The 16,711-nt window shown below is 39.5% G+C and carries 15 protein-coding genes; 2 read left to right on the top strand and 13 right to left on the bottom strand.

Annotated elements, in window-relative coordinates:
* Nucleotides 1-128: 128 nt before the first annotated feature.
* The 7 genes from V7122_RS08565 to V7122_RS08535 all read right to left on the bottom strand — a co-directional run bounded on the left by V7122_RS08565 (nucleotide 129) and on the right by V7122_RS08535 (nucleotide 8,085).
* Nucleotides 129-602, bottom strand: coding sequence for a hypothetical protein (locus tag V7122_RS08565; RefSeq protein ID WP_335353720.1), 474 nt, complete (start codon nucleotides 600-602; stop codon nucleotides 129-131).
* Entirely contained in the window at nucleotides 592-975 is a 384-nt protein-coding gene (locus V7122_RS08560; RefSeq protein WP_335526359.1) for a hypothetical protein, read from the bottom strand. Before V7122_RS08560 ends, V7122_RS08565 begins: the two co-directional genes overlap by 11 nt.
* 284 nt (nucleotides 976-1,259) lie before the next feature.
* A complete protein-coding gene (locus tag V7122_RS08555) occupies nucleotides 1,260-2,837 on the bottom strand; it encodes a SagB family peptide dehydrogenase (protein WP_335526357.1) in 1,578 nt (525 codons plus the stop codon).
* Between the two features lie 23 nt (nucleotides 2,838-2,860).
* Complete coding sequence (locus V7122_RS08550) at nucleotides 2,861-4,804, bottom strand: TOMM precursor leader peptide-binding protein (RefSeq protein ID WP_335526355.1); 1,944 nt, start codon at nucleotides 4,802-4,804, stop codon at nucleotides 2,861-2,863.
* Nucleotides 4,801-6,762, bottom strand: a complete 1,962-nt coding sequence (locus V7122_RS08545; protein ID WP_335526352.1) for a putative thiazole-containing bacteriocin maturation protein — start codon at nucleotides 6,760-6,762, stop codon at nucleotides 4,801-4,803. The genes V7122_RS08550 and V7122_RS08545 overlap by 4 nt, the downstream gene beginning before the upstream one ends.
* 180 nt (nucleotides 6,763-6,942) lie before the next feature.
* Nucleotides 6,943-7,245, bottom strand: a complete 303-nt coding sequence (locus V7122_RS08540; protein ID WP_335526350.1) for a heterocycloanthracin/sonorensin family bacteriocin — start codon at nucleotides 7,243-7,245, stop codon at nucleotides 6,943-6,945.
* A gap of 294 nt (nucleotides 7,246-7,539) precedes the next feature.
* Entirely contained in the window at nucleotides 7,540-8,085 is a 546-nt protein-coding gene (locus tag V7122_RS08535) for an NADPH-dependent FMN reductase (RefSeq protein WP_335345731.1), read from the bottom strand.
* A 174-nt stretch (nucleotides 8,086-8,259) separates the two neighbouring features.
* Between V7122_RS08535 and V7122_RS08530 the strand changes: the two genes are divergently transcribed.
* Nucleotides 8,260-8,469, top strand: a complete 210-nt coding sequence (locus V7122_RS08530; protein ID WP_335353726.1) for a methionine aminopeptidase — start codon at nucleotides 8,260-8,262, stop codon at nucleotides 8,467-8,469.
* A gap of 398 nt (nucleotides 8,470-8,867) precedes the next feature.
* On the opposite strand, the gene V7122_RS08525 is transcribed toward V7122_RS08530, so the two are convergent.
* Nucleotides 8,868-9,932, bottom strand: a complete 1,065-nt coding sequence (locus V7122_RS08525) for a M14 family zinc carboxypeptidase (protein WP_335345405.1) — start codon at nucleotides 9,930-9,932, stop codon at nucleotides 8,868-8,870.
* A 365-nt stretch (nucleotides 9,933-10,297) separates the two neighbouring features.
* A complete protein-coding gene (locus tag V7122_RS08520) occupies nucleotides 10,298-11,359 on the bottom strand; it encodes a DmpA family aminopeptidase (RefSeq protein WP_335526347.1) in 1,062 nt (353 codons plus the stop codon).
* Nucleotides 11,360-11,537: 178 nt separating this feature from the next.
* Between V7122_RS08520 and V7122_RS08515 the strand changes: the two genes are divergently transcribed.
* Nucleotides 11,538-13,601 carry a molybdopterin oxidoreductase family protein gene (locus V7122_RS08515; protein ID WP_335345403.1) on the top strand — a complete coding sequence of 688 codons (2,064 nt, stop codon included), beginning with the start codon at nucleotides 11,538-11,540 and terminating at the stop codon, nucleotides 13,599-13,601.
* A 96-nt stretch (nucleotides 13,602-13,697) separates the two neighbouring features.
* On the opposite strand, the gene V7122_RS08510 is transcribed toward V7122_RS08515, so the two are convergent.
* The 4 genes from V7122_RS08510 to V7122_RS08495 form a co-directional block, all read right to left on the bottom strand.
* A complete protein-coding gene (locus tag V7122_RS08510) occupies nucleotides 13,698-13,907 on the bottom strand; it encodes a hypothetical protein (protein ID WP_335345402.1) in 210 nt (69 codons plus the stop codon).
* Nucleotides 13,908-14,043: 136 nt separating this feature from the next.
* Nucleotides 14,044-14,421 carry an SET domain-containing protein gene (locus V7122_RS08505; RefSeq protein ID WP_335345401.1) on the bottom strand — a complete coding sequence of 126 codons (378 nt, stop codon included), beginning with the start codon at nucleotides 14,419-14,421 and terminating at the stop codon, nucleotides 14,044-14,046.
* 197 nt (nucleotides 14,422-14,618) lie between these two features.
* A complete protein-coding gene (locus tag V7122_RS08500; RefSeq protein WP_335345400.1) occupies nucleotides 14,619-14,993 on the bottom strand; it encodes a hotdog domain-containing protein in 375 nt (124 codons plus the stop codon).
* Nucleotides 14,994-15,205: 212 nt separating this feature from the next.
* A complete protein-coding gene (locus V7122_RS08495) occupies nucleotides 15,206-16,189 on the bottom strand; it encodes an MBL fold metallo-hydrolase (protein ID WP_335345399.1) in 984 nt (327 codons plus the stop codon).
* Between the last annotated feature and the right edge of the window lie 522 nt (nucleotides 16,190-16,711).

Here is a 16,711-nt window from a genome sequence, read left to right as displayed (position 1 = left end):
CAATAATAATTCTGAAAATTCATCAAAAATTGATTGTTACTTATATTTAAATGGTTCGTAACATTACAGTTGACCAATTGATACCATAAAAAAAATGCAGCCTTACAAGAAGGTGCATCTAAATAAGTTTATTTAGGAAAAATGACTGAAAGAATTTTATCCATATTCATACCAGATTCGACTTCATAAATGCCAGGGCGCAGCTCGTTTGATAACCCTCGCTTTTCTACTTCATTTGAAAATGTTCTTGCATGATCAATGATTTTTGCTCTTTCTAGGCTTCTGCCGACATCAATGCTTGTCATACCTGAAGAAACGTTTAACACTGTGCGATAGACAACCTTATTCTCTTTATTGTCTTTAACTTCTTCAGTTTCTGTCGCCTTCTCTTCGTCCGCTTGGTCTGCGAGCTGCTTCCATTCTTTTTCTGTATAAATAACATAACCTTCTGATGAAAGCTTGTCCTTCATCTCTTCATTCGATAGTTTTTCAACTTTATTATTTGTAGTTGCTTCAGTTGGACTACTAAAGTACACAATCCCGCACAAGGTCGCTGCTGCCACTAATCCACCTGCAAAGCTGCGCATAGATTTAGACGTCATTTTCGACCTTGCCCCTTTCCTCTTTTTGCTTTATATAGGAAGCTAAAAGGCGTTCTGCCTCATCTGTACTCATCTGTTTTTCCATAGCAATGCTTTCATAAGAATACCCGCGCCTATGTAAATCGATCAGCTCTCGAAGCAACAGCCTTTTCTCATAAGGAATTGCTTCATTGCCTGCTTCTTTTGCTGTAATTTCAGCATCGATTTCGAGACTTTTAATTTGCTGTTGAAGCTGATACACTTCTTCCATTAATGAGAAGGTAAGTTGATCTATTTGTTGTTCAAGTCTTGATGAAGATTGCCCAGATTTATAAAACGATAAAATGAGCAGCACAATTGCTGCAATAAATAATATGGCTAATGCCCATCCCATCATTTATTCCTCCCTTACTATTTGAATAACTCGCATGTTAAATTATACATGATGTATGTAAGATTTCTATTTAAATAAACAAAACAGATCTATTGTCATAGGTTTATGGCAAATTTATGCGCAGTTAGAATATTTTATTTTAAGTGCCTATCCCTGCCAGTGTAAATCTAGTTAATTAGTCACAATCAATTCTCAAAATTAAAGTATTCAGAAGTGTAAAAGTTGAAAAAAAAGTAATAAGCTACCCAATTTGTATGAGTAGCTTCTCTTAATCTATATTTTTCTTAACTGCGCAAACTTCCTTTCAACCAAGGCCGATCTCGATAGGGGCCAATCGGAATTTGGATAAGACTGGTTTTTCCAGTAGAATCCAGCTGATAAATCTCGTCACATGCATTCGCATCAAAATCGAGAAGCGGGTGCCCCCCCATTCCGTTGGCTAATGCCGCTATCAGTAATCGCTGTACCAACATACCCGCTTCCATTTGCTGGATACGATATCCTCTATACCCAATTGCTTCAATTAAATGATCCTTATCCCCTACTACATGCAGGCAGAGTGGCACTTGAAACAAATTAATATTCGGACCAGTCAATCCGCTTTGCAGCCTGAAGCGGTGATCTCCAGGATCTATCGATCGAAGTGAATGATCACTACTGTCATAATAATAAGCGCCATTTGGAATGCCTTCAACATTATAAAAGCAGCCATATAAGGAAACACGCGGCTTGTTCTTTATATGAATTTCATCCAAATCATTTCGATACGAAAAGGAAGCAGCCGCCTCATTCAGCAGATATGCTAGTTGAATGGGGCTTACTTTTCCCAATACAAAATCCAAGTCAGGTGAATATCGCTTTTTGCAGATTGAAGCTAGATCATACGACAAGCGTTCAACTTGTGGCAGAGATACAGCTTGACCGTTCCGATGCACACGATCTCTCGACTGGATCTTTCGAAACGACTGTGTTGTTTCCATCATAGATGCTTCATTTATCCTTGTTAACATCGAATAGTCTGCACGTCTCTTTGACCGTTGAAAATGATGATGATGAATCTCCGGCAGCTCTCTGCACAATTCTTCAGAAGTGATTACCCCGTCTTTGTCCCCTAGGTTAGAAGTCCAATTTGTTGGTTCAATCGATAGAGGTATAACTGCATACACGCTTTCCTCCTGTTCGGGCAAACCAAGCAGATGATTCAATGCCCGATCAAGAAATTGATAATATACCCCTGATGCGTAGCCAAAACGTTTCGACACTTCCAGCAGTTGCCCAATTAGCACACCAGCATCCAACCCTTGCAGCCGGTAGGAAAAGTTATGATACTTAAAGAAATTTTTCCAAAACATATTCGAAACAAAAACAGTGCCAAAACACGCAGACATATCACAGCCATTCCCAAGAGCCTTGGCTATATATGAATCGAAATTTCCTTCTCGCAGCAGCACTAACCGGTGATGTGCCACGTCATAATGGTACACACCAACAGGCAAATCCTCCAATTTTAAATACATATATAATTCGTTTGGATACAATCCCCCGCCGGAAGGAATGAATCGCCTATACGAATGCATTAGTTCCATTCTGTTTTCTGTAGAATCTAATGGAGAGACTGATTGGGAAAATTGGTTAAGGCCATTCACATACCATAGAAAATGACCGATTGTGCGAAGGTCAAGCTTTTCAGGTATTCCCCTTCCTTCTAGCATAAGCGGTACTTCTAGAGATAACGGTACTACCGGTAAGTCACGGTAGAGCTTATATGCTAATGGCGCATCAGCCCAATCTGCTTCCCAGCCCTGCGGAATTATCTTTTCAATATCAAAATGGAGATTGTGCAGAAATGTCTCAAGATTCATCTAACTTACCTCCCAGCAACCGCTTATGGAAACGGATGCGGATATGGATTGAGCTGCTCATATGTCAGCGGATGTTTCGAGTAGCCAAGTTCCATTGGTACTGTTAACACTCTATCCAGCCCGAATACACGGGTAAGATGGTGTCCGAATGTCATCGGCAACATTCCCGGAATCAGCACTTTAACGCAATACAATCCGTTTCGTTTCGTTTCCGATGCCGTCTGGTCCACCACAATGACATCTAGATTTAATCGGCGAAATTCCAGCAGAATATCCCGCAAATCATCGGTCAAGTCTTTATGCTTGGAATTCCATTTGAATTCCTCGTCAAACGTCCTCATTGGACGGTTCTCGTTCAGCAAAAACTTCAGGCGCTCTTCCGCTTGCGGTAATCCGTAAAGCATCCCATGATGATTCATTTTCCGTACAAGTGTAGAATCTTGCAACATTCGCACATACTCTTCTTTGTTCGCTTCAAAATCCGCGTCAAGAGTTAGCATCATGCCTGCCAATTCGTAAACCGCGCTTTTCGCTGCTCGTACTGGGTCCAAATGTGCACCAGCAGCGCAAATAATATTTAGTCCCTTTTCTTTCTTGTTTTTCGCCAATGCCAATACGCTTGGAATTCCATTCTCCATCGTCGAGTTATAAAAATACAATTCATATCCTGCAACCGCACGTGCACGTTCGATCATCAATTGTAATTCTTGGTCGTTTGCGGAATAAGGGTCAAGACGAGGGAGTGGTAGCTGGGCGTACCAAGTCATCAAAAATGAATCACGCTCTACCACTTCCATTATTCCATAGAAAATGGCCTCCTCTAAACTTCCTCCCAAAGCACATCCGTTGGAAGTTTCATAGACAAAGCCCTCATCGCAACCCAAACTGTAATAAGCAAGCAGCTCTGGAACTAGAATCGGACGCTCTTGCATAAACGAATAGCCCCATACCCAATTCATTGAGCGTTCGGAATGAAACGGTTCGAACGGAAAATCAGGTAGTGAATACTGATCCTTAGTGTGTACGCCTACTTGGAAAGGATTGAGTGCTAGATGTTTTAGGTTTTGGAAACTGTCATAGACGACTGTCCGCTTTCCATGCGGAGACAAACCGCAGTACCTCTCCAAGCCTTCTAAAATAGCTGTCGATTCACTTACCGCATATGAATTGGTCCTGCCTCCCACTCCTTCGTCTCCCGAGAACAACGGCAAATTGACACCTACATCGGCAAATGGTGTCTTAATGTCACACATTTTTCCATTTAAAAAGCCAGTACGATGGTCCAAATAATCTTTGACAAGAATTTTATTCAGTTCATCCATCGATCGGGTGCGGTAACTATCATGACTGATTTTCGGGCTGGGCTGCAGCGATATTTGGGCCTCAGTCGCTGAATCGTCAGGTAATTGTCCACAAACTGCACACAAGGAGTCCGGCAAAAAGAATTGCCGTGAACTATTCAATGTTTTTAGATTGATTAATAATATATGATTTTCCAGGCGCGACTTATCACCTTGCAAAATGCTTTCCACCTCTGCTTCAATTAGGTGGGTCATCTGTAAAATTCCCGTTCGCGATGCCCAAGGATCACGCGGTTTTCCTCCTTGGTTAACAAGTCTCTGCTCAATCTCCCACATCTCATTACGATCTCGTCCGGCCATAAGACGTCTAATGTTTGCACACTGGGAACACCCTGGCTTGCCTTTTTGAACTAAGGGGCCGACAACCCCCTCTCCGAATGAAACGAATCCTCGCAGCCAAGGGATACCGGTTATTTGCGATAACTCTTCTGCCTTTTGATGAACTGAGGGATTCCAAGTATCATGCAATACAAGAACCAATTTAGCCGCTTGTGGTAGATCTGTCTCAAAATCAGCTAGGCGAACGATCTCGTATTGAGTGGATAGTTCTGCAGAAACGCTGTCTGCCAACAATCCTCTTCCGACAACTACTACGACAGCACTCACTGGGATTCCTCCTCCCGTATCATCACACCATAAATCCCTTCCAGTCCCATTTTCAAAAATGCTTCCATCTCTACTTCGAAGACAAGAAGCTGCTTGTGGCTTCTTTCTAACGTTTTTATTGCTAAATGAAGCAAAGCTGGTTCTGTAGGCACTTCACACTCATGAATAACAAGGCTTCGATGCTCACTTTCTTCCAGACGTACGCTTGAAACCTCCACCACCTTTGGCGTAAGGAAAGCCGAATCATTTTGTACTATCATAATCACATGTTGCAGAACATTTCGTAACGCCCCTGTGATATTCAACCCTACACTGCCATACCAGCTTCCGTTCGTACCAATCCATACTACGGGGAATCCGGCCAATTCCTCCCCTAAACCTATTATTGGTTCTCCCCTCATCATCGTTAGTGCCTGAAAATAATAACGACAACGCTCATCCTCTATCTCACTTAAGTACACCCGTGAGACAGAATTTTTCTGATGGACCAATTGTTTGTTTAGTTCCATTTCCAAACACTTTTGCAATCCGCGGCCAACACCTTCTGCAAATGTTTCCCCGGCTCCAAAACCAATATTCTTCTGGTCTGTTAAACTGCTAACCACACCATTGTGTAGGGGCAGAGAAGTAATGAGAAGATTAGTAGTTTGTGATACATAAGCCTCGATTCCTGACAGTCCTGCTTCTTTCAGTGCCTCTTCATGTGTCAAACCGGTAACAATCATCTCAGGCAACAGCTCTGCTGGTCCTTCCGACAGCAAGTCAACTGCCTGAACACGACACTGAGCGAGCGGCAGCTGCTTTAAGTCCCCCTCTTCCCAAATATGAAAAATGCCTGATTCAGCTGATGTTAACTGGCTAAAGAAAAAGAGTAATTTACTCGAATCACCTTTATTCATGCTACGTTCAAGCCATGAATCTATATCTTGTACCCATTCAGCAGACACACCACTAGCGACCAATGGGTGTGGCACGAAGGAATGCCAGCTTCCTTCCAGCGTATTCAGATTAAGCAGGAAAATTTGATTATTCTGTTCCGATTCCCTCACTTTCGTACTCTCTTTGAATAATTCAAACACGATTACATTAGCCAACATCGCTCCCGCAGTAGATGAGAAGGCGGTTAACTGCTGGTCTCTAAAAAATACAGATTGATGGATACGGTTCCAAGCTGACTCCCAGCATGCACTAGAGTCTGGATGCACCAAAGGACCTGCAAGTCCCACCTGGTCTAGGCAAATAGCTGGTATAAACACCTTCTTTTCTTCCCTGCAAATCCTATGAAGATCCCGCAGTTCCTCTATATCATCCTTTTGCGAGATATACAAAATTGATTGATAATCCTGCACAATTTCACGCCATGAACTCTCGCTTTTATCCTGAAGGATGACCTCCTCTACAGCTATTTCAGGGTCTGATTTACGTGCATGTTCCTCCAATTCTGTTATACGCCGTCTATTTGTCTGTACCGAATCCGTAATTAGTACATGAAACTTTGGCAAGCCTGATTCAAGTAAAGCTGAAACCAAGGAAACAAAAAAAGGACCGGAGCCAACTGCCAAAACCTTTGCTTGACGATAGACTTGAAACCGGTACGCACCCGAGTCACCGAAACTGTCTAAAAATTCTATTTGAGAAGCATGCTTATTACGTATCTGATCCGTCAGTTGATGTGGACGATCTTGGCTTACATCCCTTACAAACCCGTTTTGATAAAGCACTTCTGCAATTTCATACACCCGATCCCGATATGGATCCGGCAATCCGTCAGTCAAATTAGCCAACGTGTACTCCCCGTTGAACATAGGCACCAGCTTTTCAACCCACTTATCGATCATATTGCCTTCCATCCGAAACGAACATAGGTTATTCCGAAAATATACTCCACTGTTGGGATCTGGGAAAAAAAATGTATCCCCTTTCACTCTCAAACGCATAGACGGGGTTAAATTCGTCATTTCGCTCCTCCTTACTCGTGAGCTGTACTTCAATCACCATATTATTTTCACTATTACCCTATGTACCGAAATTTGTCCTATATGTCTCATCTTTTAGAGAAAAGCCCCGGCAAAACAACTTTGCGGGGGCAAATCTTCTCCATTGGCAACCATGTTTTTCGATAAAATACTAAAAACTGATTAACGGCAACGTCCGAAACCGCCGCAACGTCCGAAACCGCCGCAGCGTCCGAAACCACCGCAGCGTCCGAAGCCGCCACAGCGTCCGAAGCCGCCACAGCTGCCGAAACAGGAACCAAAACCGAAACAAGAGCCAAATCCGAAACAAGAACCAAAACCTAAACCAAAACCAAAACAAGAACCAAAACCCATAGTGCCAAATTGTCGATCCATGGATTCCTGATATGGATCCCAAGGAATTGCCGCGTTTGCGTAGAAATCACCAACATTCAACATTTGGAGATCTCTTTGAAAATCATACATTTGCATAGCCTCCCTATTTTTTATACAGGTGTCTAGCAACAAGGAATAATCACAGCTTAGCCATAATGAATAGGTTAACGCACCTATACCTTTCCTCAACAAATTATGTAATGCGTTTGGGTATTGTTACCAAAGTAAAAGCCTATTTTAATTGCCAGATCACTATCTATTAAAAAACATCCAGGACACATGTTATGACCTTGGATGTTCAGAGTTATTTAAAATCTTTCAATTTTTCAATGTAATTTTTCACCAAATTTAAAATAGACCATTTAAATTTGGCTGTCCTTCTATTTAAATATTCCTCTTTACTAATGCTTTTTGCATCATCACTAATTCATTAGCCAGCTCTTTAATACGATATAATATATCCTCATCTACTATTTCATTTTTATCATTAAAATGACTGTGGTTTACGTAAACATAGCTTGGCGCCACATAACAGCGGTAATATCCGGCAATTGGCCTTAACTGATTTTCTATTACGAGGTAGTGCTGATAGGTCCCTCCATTAGCTGCAAACCCCATCACCTTATGTCTGAAAACGGATGGGGGCAATAAATCAAAAATATTTTTTAATGGCGCGGGAAAAGAACCATTAAAGATTGGAAAGCCTATTAAATAAAAATCCGCCTCAGAAACAGCTTTCACCACTATTTTCGTATCATTATTGTATAATTCCGGTTTTCTGCCATCACAAAATTCTACTTCATAATTTCGTAAATCAAGAAGTTCTGTATCAATTTCAGGGTGTTTTGTTTTGATTATTTTAAGCACTGAATCTACTAAAACGGCAGTTTTTGACCCAATAATTGTTCCTGAAATACCTAGTATCTTCATCTTAAAAGACTCCATCCCATATAATATTTTTCTGTAAATCCCCTCATATTTAGCTTACAGCTTCCAGCCCCATTTTATGCTTTTCAGAAATAAAACGAGTTTCTTTAGTATTAACCTTGTATAAAATTAGTGATTTTAATAAAAAATAAGAAAAAAACGATAGGAGCGACAAAAATGGGTCTAGTGAAAGCATTTAATGATTGGAGAGCTGCAAGGTATGAAAACCATGTTGCCCAAATGAAAGACATGAACAAATGTCCTGAATGCTATGGAAGAGGCTTTATGCCTTATCCAGCGAATGAATTTGCCTTTTATGGCAATTTACTCGATTGTCCAGGCTGTAACGGCAGCGGCGATTACGGGGATTGGAATGAGTTAGTCTGACAAGGATTTAACATTAATCGAAAGTTCCTGCAATACAATGAGACAAAAACGATTGTCGTCTTGTAAAACTGCGCTTACGGACACCAGTTCCGTAATGTTTGATAAAGTTAGATAATCCCTACTGTTTGCGGACATATGGTCCGTTATTTTGTAAAAAAGCAGTAATTTCTTGTATATTTTCGTAATTAACGTACTTAGGGTCCGCTTACGCCATAAATTAGGATCTTTTTTATGAGATTAATGGATCTATTGTCCGGATTTAATTAAATAGTAAAAAAATAACGCTCAAATCCGAGCGTTATTTTTTATTAATTTGTTATGCGATTTTTCTGTTAATTAAAATGTTAATTGAGATGTTTTTTTTGCATAATCGGAACGATCTATTACAAACTTACATATTATTCATCTGATTCTTCACTTTGTCTATTTGTTTGTGTTGGAAGTGTATCCCAGAAGCTTGTATCGGCTGATTCAATTGATCCGTCAGCGATTGCACGAACAGTTGAATCTAGTGTAGTAATCGTTTGTTTAATCAAATAGCCATTACTCTTTTGGCCAATCGCATAAGATTCAATATAATGATCAGACATGCCGCGCATTTCAAACAATAAAGTAGAAATATCATAATATGCAGCAATTCCATTACGTCCAATATTATTAGTCGAGCCTCCTGAATATTTTCCAAGGTGTCCCCAGCCTGTCGGTTGAATCGCATTAAATACAACTGATCCTAGCTTTTTTGACCCTTCTAACACTTCAGGTTTCACATTTGGACTAGTCGGATAAAGGATGGAACCAGAAACAAGCTGCCCTTCTGTTTCACTTAGCGTTCCTTGGTGATGCAGGTCAATCAAATAATCAATCTCGTATTTTTGAAGAACATTTTCATGCAAAGCCCTTGCTTCAGGCTCCATTTGACTAGGAGCTTTATCATGCTCTCGGTTTAAATCAATATAATTAGCATTGTAGCGTGTTAAATGTCGATCTCCATCTGCTAAATAATTTTCAAGTGAGAAATTAACATCTCCCATCGCTCCATCGGCATTTAACATCGGAATAATAAGAACGTTTACATTATCGAGCACACCCTTTGTCTTCCCTGTTCCCAGATGTTTAATAAATTCTAGAGCCCCTTCAGTTGTAAGCTGTTCATTTCCGTGCTGCTGAGTTAGAAATAAAATAGTCGGGTTTGCTGGATTCGAAATATATTTTGCCATGTAAATATCACGGCCTTTGACTGTTTGGCCAATTACCTCTAGCTCCATTGCCTGTTGCTTAGCATCCTGGGTTTTCAGATATTCAACTAAACTATCATATGTATGAAGAATTGATGTTTGAATTGAACCGTTCCCAGCACCTGGCCCATTCCCAACAGCTTGTACGGGCATGGAAACAGCTGTTACTGCTCCTAACGCCATTAAACTTGATAATGAAACAGAAAGTACCTTCTTTTTTAAGCTCATAAACGTTCCTCCCAATTCCTATTTGATGTTACACGCTCATTGTACGATTTGAGAGAAATTATGTTAATAGAGTGACTGACCTAATTGTTTGACAAAATAGGCTATATCAATTGTAGATATTTATCTTATAATAGGGAAAAAATGTATAAAATATATATATTATGGGGGATTTGTCGCTTATATAAATCCCCACTATCATTAAAATTTAGTGCAAAACACCTCTATTATTTATTTCTTCCTAAATAGCATTTGAAAGATGCTACTTCCGACAGAGCGAAATCTGAAAACAACGGAAGAATAATGTCGAAAAATCAGCCAAGCCGCTAGGATTTTAGGTCGAAAGTTGGAAGAAATTTGTTTTTTGTCTAAACCTGAAAAAGTCCCTCTACCTCTTTTCCTTCTCTTCCGTGAGTTGTTTCAGCTTGTGATAGAGAATTCCAAATCGCTTCCTCTGTGACCTCAGCAGCTGCAGTAAATATTTGGTTAAAGATTGGCAGGTCCTCTCTAATGAATCTTCCTGTATCATAATTCTCTTTGGAATAATGAGAAATTCTATTAGCAGTTGAAAAAGCAATAACAATATCCCCACTGCCATGGCCAAAATGGCTTCCAGTTCTACCAAGACCGATGCCGCACCGCTTTGCAACCCTCTCAAGCTGCCGATCACTTACTGGAATATTTGTTGCTAGCACGATGATGATCGATCCATCTGATGTTTTCGAAATACTATTACCATTAAGCTCTCCATGAGAAAACTTTTCCTTTGGAAACTCTTCTTTAGAGCCAAAATTTGTTATAACCATGCACCCAATTATGTATTCCTTTTTTTCCAATTCATCATAAATCACTCTCGAGGAACTTCCAATCCCTCCTTTATATCCGAAGCAAACCATTCCCTTGCCAGCACCTATTGCTCCCTCTTGGGAAAGATTTGTTGTTGCCGATGTAATGGCTTCAATCGCATGACTAGATTGTACAGGGAATTTTCGAATGGAATTTAAGATTCCATCATTACATTCGCCTGTAACAATATTAATCGTTCCCGTTGTATCCCCAATCTCTGGGTTCATTTCAAGCATATATTCTAATGTCCCTTGGGTTACTGCTGGGACGCCAAATGTATTTGTTAACATAATAGGGGATTCTATAACACCTAGCTCATTCACTTGAATGAGTCCGGCCGTTTTCCCGTACCCATTAATAACATAGCTTGCAGCAACAACCTTTTCTTGAAAAAGATTACCGCCGTGTGGAAGAATCGCTGTCACTCCTGAGCACGCGTAATCCTCCCCATCCATTGGAAAATCAAGTGTTACATGACCTACTTTTACACCTTCTACATCTGTAATGCAATTTTTCTTGCCAGTTTTCAATGTACCTACTGTATATCCTCTTTCTCTAATTTTCTTGCCGGCTGATTTATACATGTCAATCCTCCATCAGTATTATTAAAGTCTACTCTTGTAAATCATAACAAAATCATTCCAAATTGTGCTATTATTTGAAACCAAACTTGCAGGAGCAATTGTTGCTACTCCTAAAAATCTATTCTATGATATTATTATTTAAACAAAATCTTATTCTACTTATAAAGGAGACTGACCCATGCCCTCTTTTGTACATGAGCGAAATGGTGTATTCCCATCTGTATGCCCACTCGATTGCCCGGATCAATGTGGACTTCTTCTACATAAAGAGGATGGAAAAATCGTAAAAGTGGACGGAGATCCTAATCATCCCGTTACGAAAGGGAATATTTGCAACAAAGTGCGTAACATGACTGCACGTATTAATGATGAAAACCGATTGAAATATCCGATGAAAAGAACGGGCCCGAAAGGCACAGAATCGTTTGAAAGAATTAGCTGGGAGGAAGCGATTAACACCATAACTTCACACTGGAAGGAACTCATCCAAACGGACGGACCTGAAAGTATACTTCCCTATAGCTTCTACGGAAATATGGGAAATTTAACTGCGGAAGGAATGGACCGCCGCTTTTTTCACAGGCTTGGTGCATCACAGCTAGACCGCACGATCTGTCAGTCGGCTGGGACAGTAGGCTATAAGTACACAATGGGCGGAAGTTTTGGAATCGATCCAGAGGAAACCATACATTCAAAGTTAATCATCTTTTGGGGCGTTAATGCCGTGAGCACAAATATGCATCAGGTCGCACTTGCACAAAAGGCTAGAAAAAATGGAGCAAAAATCGTTGTAATAGATGTTCATAAAAACCAAACTGGACGGCTTGCTGATTGGTTTATTCCAATTTTTCCAGGAACAGATTCTGCGTTAGCACTTGGAATCATGCATATTTTATTTGATGAAAATAGAGTAAATGAGGAATTTTTACAGGAGTTTACAGTCGGTCACCATGAACTCCGTGAGCATGTTAAGCAATATCATCCTACTGCAGTTTCTGAAATCACGGGTGTACCTATTGAGGATATTTATAAACTTGCACGTATGTACGGGGAAACCTCTCCATCTTATATTCGAATTGGAAATGGACTTCAACATCATGATAATGGCGGGATGGCCATCCGTACAATCGCCTGTCTGCCGGCTTTAACCGGACAATGGCTGGAAAAAGGCGGTGGCGCTATTAAGGGGAATTCTAGTTATTTAGCTCATAATTCCGAGGCTTTGCAACGTCCAGAACTATTGGAAAACAAAAACACACGGATAATCAACATGAACCAGCTTGGCCAGGCTCTCTTAGAGCTGGAGCCACGAGTTAAGTCCTTATATATTTATAGCTCTAATCCGGCTGTTGTTGCCCCTGAAGGTAATAAAGTTAGAAAAGGACTAGAGCGTGATGATTTATTTGTTGTTGTTCATGATTTATTTATGACAGAAACGGCAAAATACGCTGACATTGTGCTGCCAGCAACCTCATCCTTTGAAAATATGGACTTTTATAGCTCGTATTGGCACCATTTCATTCAATTGCAACAGCCCGTAATCGAGCCTCATGAAGAAGCAAAATCGAATGTTGATGTTTTCCGTTTGCTTGCGGATGGGATGGGCTATCATGAACAAGCCTTTAAAGATACGGAAGAGGACATGATCAGACAATCTTTAGATAATCCAACTAATCCTTATATTGATGCCATAAGTTTTGAGGGCTTAGTTGAACAGCAATATATGAAGGCAAATGTCAAACCATTATTTCCTGGAAAGCTATCAACACCAAGCGGAAAAATTGAACTTTATTCTGAACAAATGAAGCGAGAAGGGTATCCGGCTCTTCCAACCTATATACCAATTCATAAAGATGAAGATTCCCCATTTTTATTCGTTCCAGCGCCTAATCATAATTTCTTGAATTCAACTTTTTCCAATAATGAGAAGCATGTTTCCCTAGAAAAGGATCCTAAGCTTCATTTAAATCATGAGGATGCACATGAATTAGATATTGTAGATGGAGAGACTGTACGGGTTTGGAATAATCGCGGAGAATGTGAACTAAAGGCAGCTGTTGGAGATTTGGTCCTTCCGGGTGTGGTCGTTTCTCAAGGATTATGGGCAGATACCCCGGGTAAAAAACACCATGTAAACTCACTTACACCAGACCGGATTTCAGATATGGGCGGCGGAGCAACCTTTTTTTCCGGACGGGTGAAGGTGGAAAAGCTAAATGTATCAGATGGAATCAATAAATAATTTGTTCATAGATTTGAATAGTTATTACTAAAACGCTTGGAATTAGTTTCCAAGCGTTGCTTTTTTTAATCTGCACTTCGTTTATTCTCTATACATTTAGCGTGACGCTTTAGGCGGTTGGCACACGTCGCATTTGCGTTGGTGATTATTTTTAAACTTCGTAAATGTTTTTTCAAAATTGCTGCCACATGCACATTTAAATAATAACTTCTGAGAAAAACCGTGATATTCCGTTGCTAGCAACTTACTATCCGAATTTTTCTCAACAAATTCTTTAATTTTACCGATTGTCCATCGTTTATTCATGCTCTTACACCTCTCTATTTTACCCTTCCGGCATCCGTCCATATTGAGCAAAATCTGTAATTATCATAAGTTTCTCATTATAACATGATCTGTCACACTATTAAGCAGACGTAATATTGAATATCTTTCTATCCATTTAGTCCTGATTAAACCACAATGGATCTTTGTCATCAACATCACCGTTATAATTGATTAGAATCTCATCTCCTGCTTTAATATCTGTAAAAGCATAGAAGTCGAATGTATGATTTTCAAAATTAATCTCATAAATAGCATTGGGTTCATAAGAATGATTAAACAACATTCCATAACCAAGAAGGATCGCAGAATGATTTTTCCCATACTCAAAAGCGTAATCAGCGAGTAGGGTCTGCTCAATGTACTGATGCTGGTCGTTTGGATATGAAATGACAGGCGCTTCATGTAAAAGCTCTCCTTTTTTGATATCACATGTTGCAAATACCCCTCTATTGAATTCTCCATTACTTAGTGAAGATGTTTTTACCTCAATCATGTTGTTTTCCTTCTCACTTTTAAAATTTTTCTTTCTAACTGTAACATTAATTTGAACAATATGCTCTATTTATTTCGAAAAGAGTCTTTCCGATTTATCATAAGGATATGTACTCGCTAACTATTTCCATACCTTTGGTTATTTCCAAGTTCTTTGTCGTTTGTTGCGGAGTTATGGTTGGATCGTTCAAGACAAAATTATAGTATCACTCCTGAAAAATCCCCGCTCAGCACTTCCTTCTCATATTGATTTTTGCATAAAAAGGAAGCAGAGATACGAGTTCTATTATTCTGTTTTTCGAATTGCTCAATTGTTACTTCACAAATGATCGTATCTCCTGTAAAAACTGGTCTCAAAAACTCAAAATTCATCGTACGAGCGAGTACGTTGTTATCTCCGCCAATTTTTGTTGGTAATGTAGCAGTCAACAATCCTTGAACGACAAGCCTCCCTTGTTCATCAGGATGAATATGGTGATTCCCCTCATCCCCAGATATTTTTGTAAACAATTCCACATCTTCTTTTGTGAATTTCCGTTCAAATGTAATAATATCGCCTACTGTTAAAGACAATTCTTTTCTCCCCTTTTTATTTTCAATTATTTTAATAATTTGAGCGGACATTGAGTGCGCTATTTACGAAAAAACACAGGAAATTACTGCTTTTTTACAAAATTGCGGAACCTATGTCCACAAACATAAGGAATTAATTCATTTTTGCTCAAATAAAGGAACAGATGTCCGCCAAGTCTAGATAGAAATAAAATAGCGTCCCACCCTTTTAGTTATGACAGAAAATCTTGAGGTTTCCAATCTTTTGGCTTAATACCCTTATTCATCCATTCCTTTTGTGGCGGTTGATATGGGGCAGTGGCCATTAAATGATTGTTATGCCAGCTTGCTGCCCCGGAACGAATCATTTCATCGAGGAGAATTTGTATAAATTCCTCAGGCTGAAGCTGGAAAGTGTAACGTGCAAAGTCTTGGAACCAACCACAATTTAGAAGATACTGATCGATTTCTTCTTTTGCCAATCCGTTTTTAATGATTAGGGTGAATGAAAAAATCCTCTTGCAGGCATGCCATGAGATTTTTTCTGGTGCCTTTAGCCACTTTTCAAACCGTTCCCTTGCAAAATCAATGGCAGCATGAGGATTCTCCATTTGTGGTCCATGTCCTGAATATGCCTGTTTTATCTGGAGCTTGGACAGCCGATCCAGACTTTCGATAGATCGATGGATCGATGCAACACCCTCTCGAAAGATATTTAACCAGCCGATATCATTTTTGTGAAATAGATCCCCGGAAATTAATATTTTTTCTTCAGGATCATATAAAGAAATATGCCCTAACGTATGTCCCGGTGTGTGCAAGACTTTAAAAGTTCTACTTCCCGTATAAATTTCATCGTTATCTGAAAGTTTCCTATCTACTCGGTAAGGTTCTACAGGCTGATCTAACCATTCCGCACTACAGGCTTCAGGATCACAAGAATTAATAATTTCGGCATCCCATTTATGAGCAGCAATCTTCACATTGTAATTTTTTTGAAGATGAAAATTCCCACCTACATGGTCACTATGATAATGTGTGTTCACTATAAGGTGTAATTCTTCTGGTGAAACACCATGATCTTTTATTAGTTGCTCAGTTTCTTTCACATCACTCCCAAAACCAGTATCAATAAGAATCGGGAGCTGATCCTGAATTAGAACCATGTTTGCACTTGGAAATTTTCTTTCAAAAAAAATAATCCTAGATTTTTTCAAACGGTATCCCTCCTACACCATTATGGTTGAGCGTTCGCTCAATTTTATTATAAATAATTTACAGAATATTTAAAATAAAATTCATCCCGATAACTAATTTGTCACATCAATTAAATTAAAAAGGGCCTTCCCAGTTAAAGCAAAGCACCCTGTTACTTGAAATTTTTTTATGAATCGTACTAGCAAGACAACATTTTTTCAACTAAAAATGAGCAAAGACTCAACCCTTTAAACTTGTTTGTATGTTTACGATGATGAGTAATACTAATATTATATCTGTTGCACTAGATAGTTTAATAGTCTTCACAATCTTTGCACTTACAAAGAAAAAGGGCTGCCATAGCAACCATTTTCTACATTCATGTTTTGTTTAAATAGATAGAACCTTATTTTTTCGGCATTCTCGACAACTTAATAAAAACTCCTAACCCCGCTAAGAAAAACCCTAAACAAAATAAGCTAGCTGGACTCCCCCAAACTATTTCACCCATTTAAAAACCCTCCAACACTAATTTTAGGTAT

Origin of the sequence: Bacillus sp. JJ1532, assembly GCF_036965085.1 — a bacterium.
Taxonomy (GTDB): Bacteria; Bacillota; Bacilli; order Bacillales; family Cytobacillaceae; genus Cytobacillus.
The sequence above is the reverse complement of the archived record's forward strand: the minus strand, read 5'-3'. Positions and strand labels throughout refer to the sequence as shown.

Bases quoted from the DNA above. Each gene is read 5' to 3' on its own strand.
- V7122_RS08505 (WP_335345401.1), bottom strand. From the start codon at position 14,421: ATGATTGAGGTAAAAACATCTTCACTAAGTAATGGAGAATTCAATAGA.
- V7122_RS08545 (WP_335526352.1), bottom strand. From the start codon at position 6,762: ATGACGAATTTAACCCCGTCTATGCGTTTGAGAGTGAAAGGGGATACA.
- V7122_RS08555 (WP_335526357.1), bottom strand. From the start codon at position 2,837: ATGAATCTTGAGACATTTCTGCACAATCTCCATTTTGATATTGAAAAG.
- V7122_RS08535 (WP_335345731.1), bottom strand. From the start codon at position 8,085: ATGAAGATACTAGGTATTTCAGGAACAATTATTGGGTCAAAAACTGCC.
- V7122_RS08540 (WP_335526350.1), bottom strand. From the start codon at position 7,245: ATGTATGATTTTCAAAGAGATCTCCAAATGTTGAATGTTGGTGATTTC.
- V7122_RS08565 (WP_335353720.1), bottom strand. From the start codon at position 602: ATGACGTCTAAATCTATGCGCAGCTTTGCAGGTGGATTAGTGGCAGCA.
- V7122_RS08560 (WP_335526359.1), bottom strand. From the start codon at position 975: ATGGGATGGGCATTAGCCATATTATTTATTGCAGCAATTGTGCTGCTC.
- V7122_RS08510 (WP_335345402.1), bottom strand. From the start codon at position 13,907: ATGAATAAACGATGGACAATCGGTAAAATTAAAGAATTTGTTGAGAAA.
- V7122_RS08515 (WP_335345403.1), top strand. From the start codon at position 11,538: ATGCCCTCTTTTGTACATGAGCGAAATGGTGTATTCCCATCTGTATGC.
- V7122_RS08525 (WP_335345405.1), bottom strand. From the start codon at position 9,932: ATGAGCTTAAAAAAGAAGGTACTTTCTGTTTCATTATCAAGTTTAATG.
- V7122_RS08520 (WP_335526347.1), bottom strand. From the start codon at position 11,359: ATGTATAAATCAGCCGGCAAGAAAATTAGAGAAAGAGGATATACAGTA.
- V7122_RS08530 (WP_335353726.1), top strand. From the start codon at position 8,260: ATGGGTCTAGTGAAAGCATTTAATGATTGGAGAGCTGCAAGGTATGAA.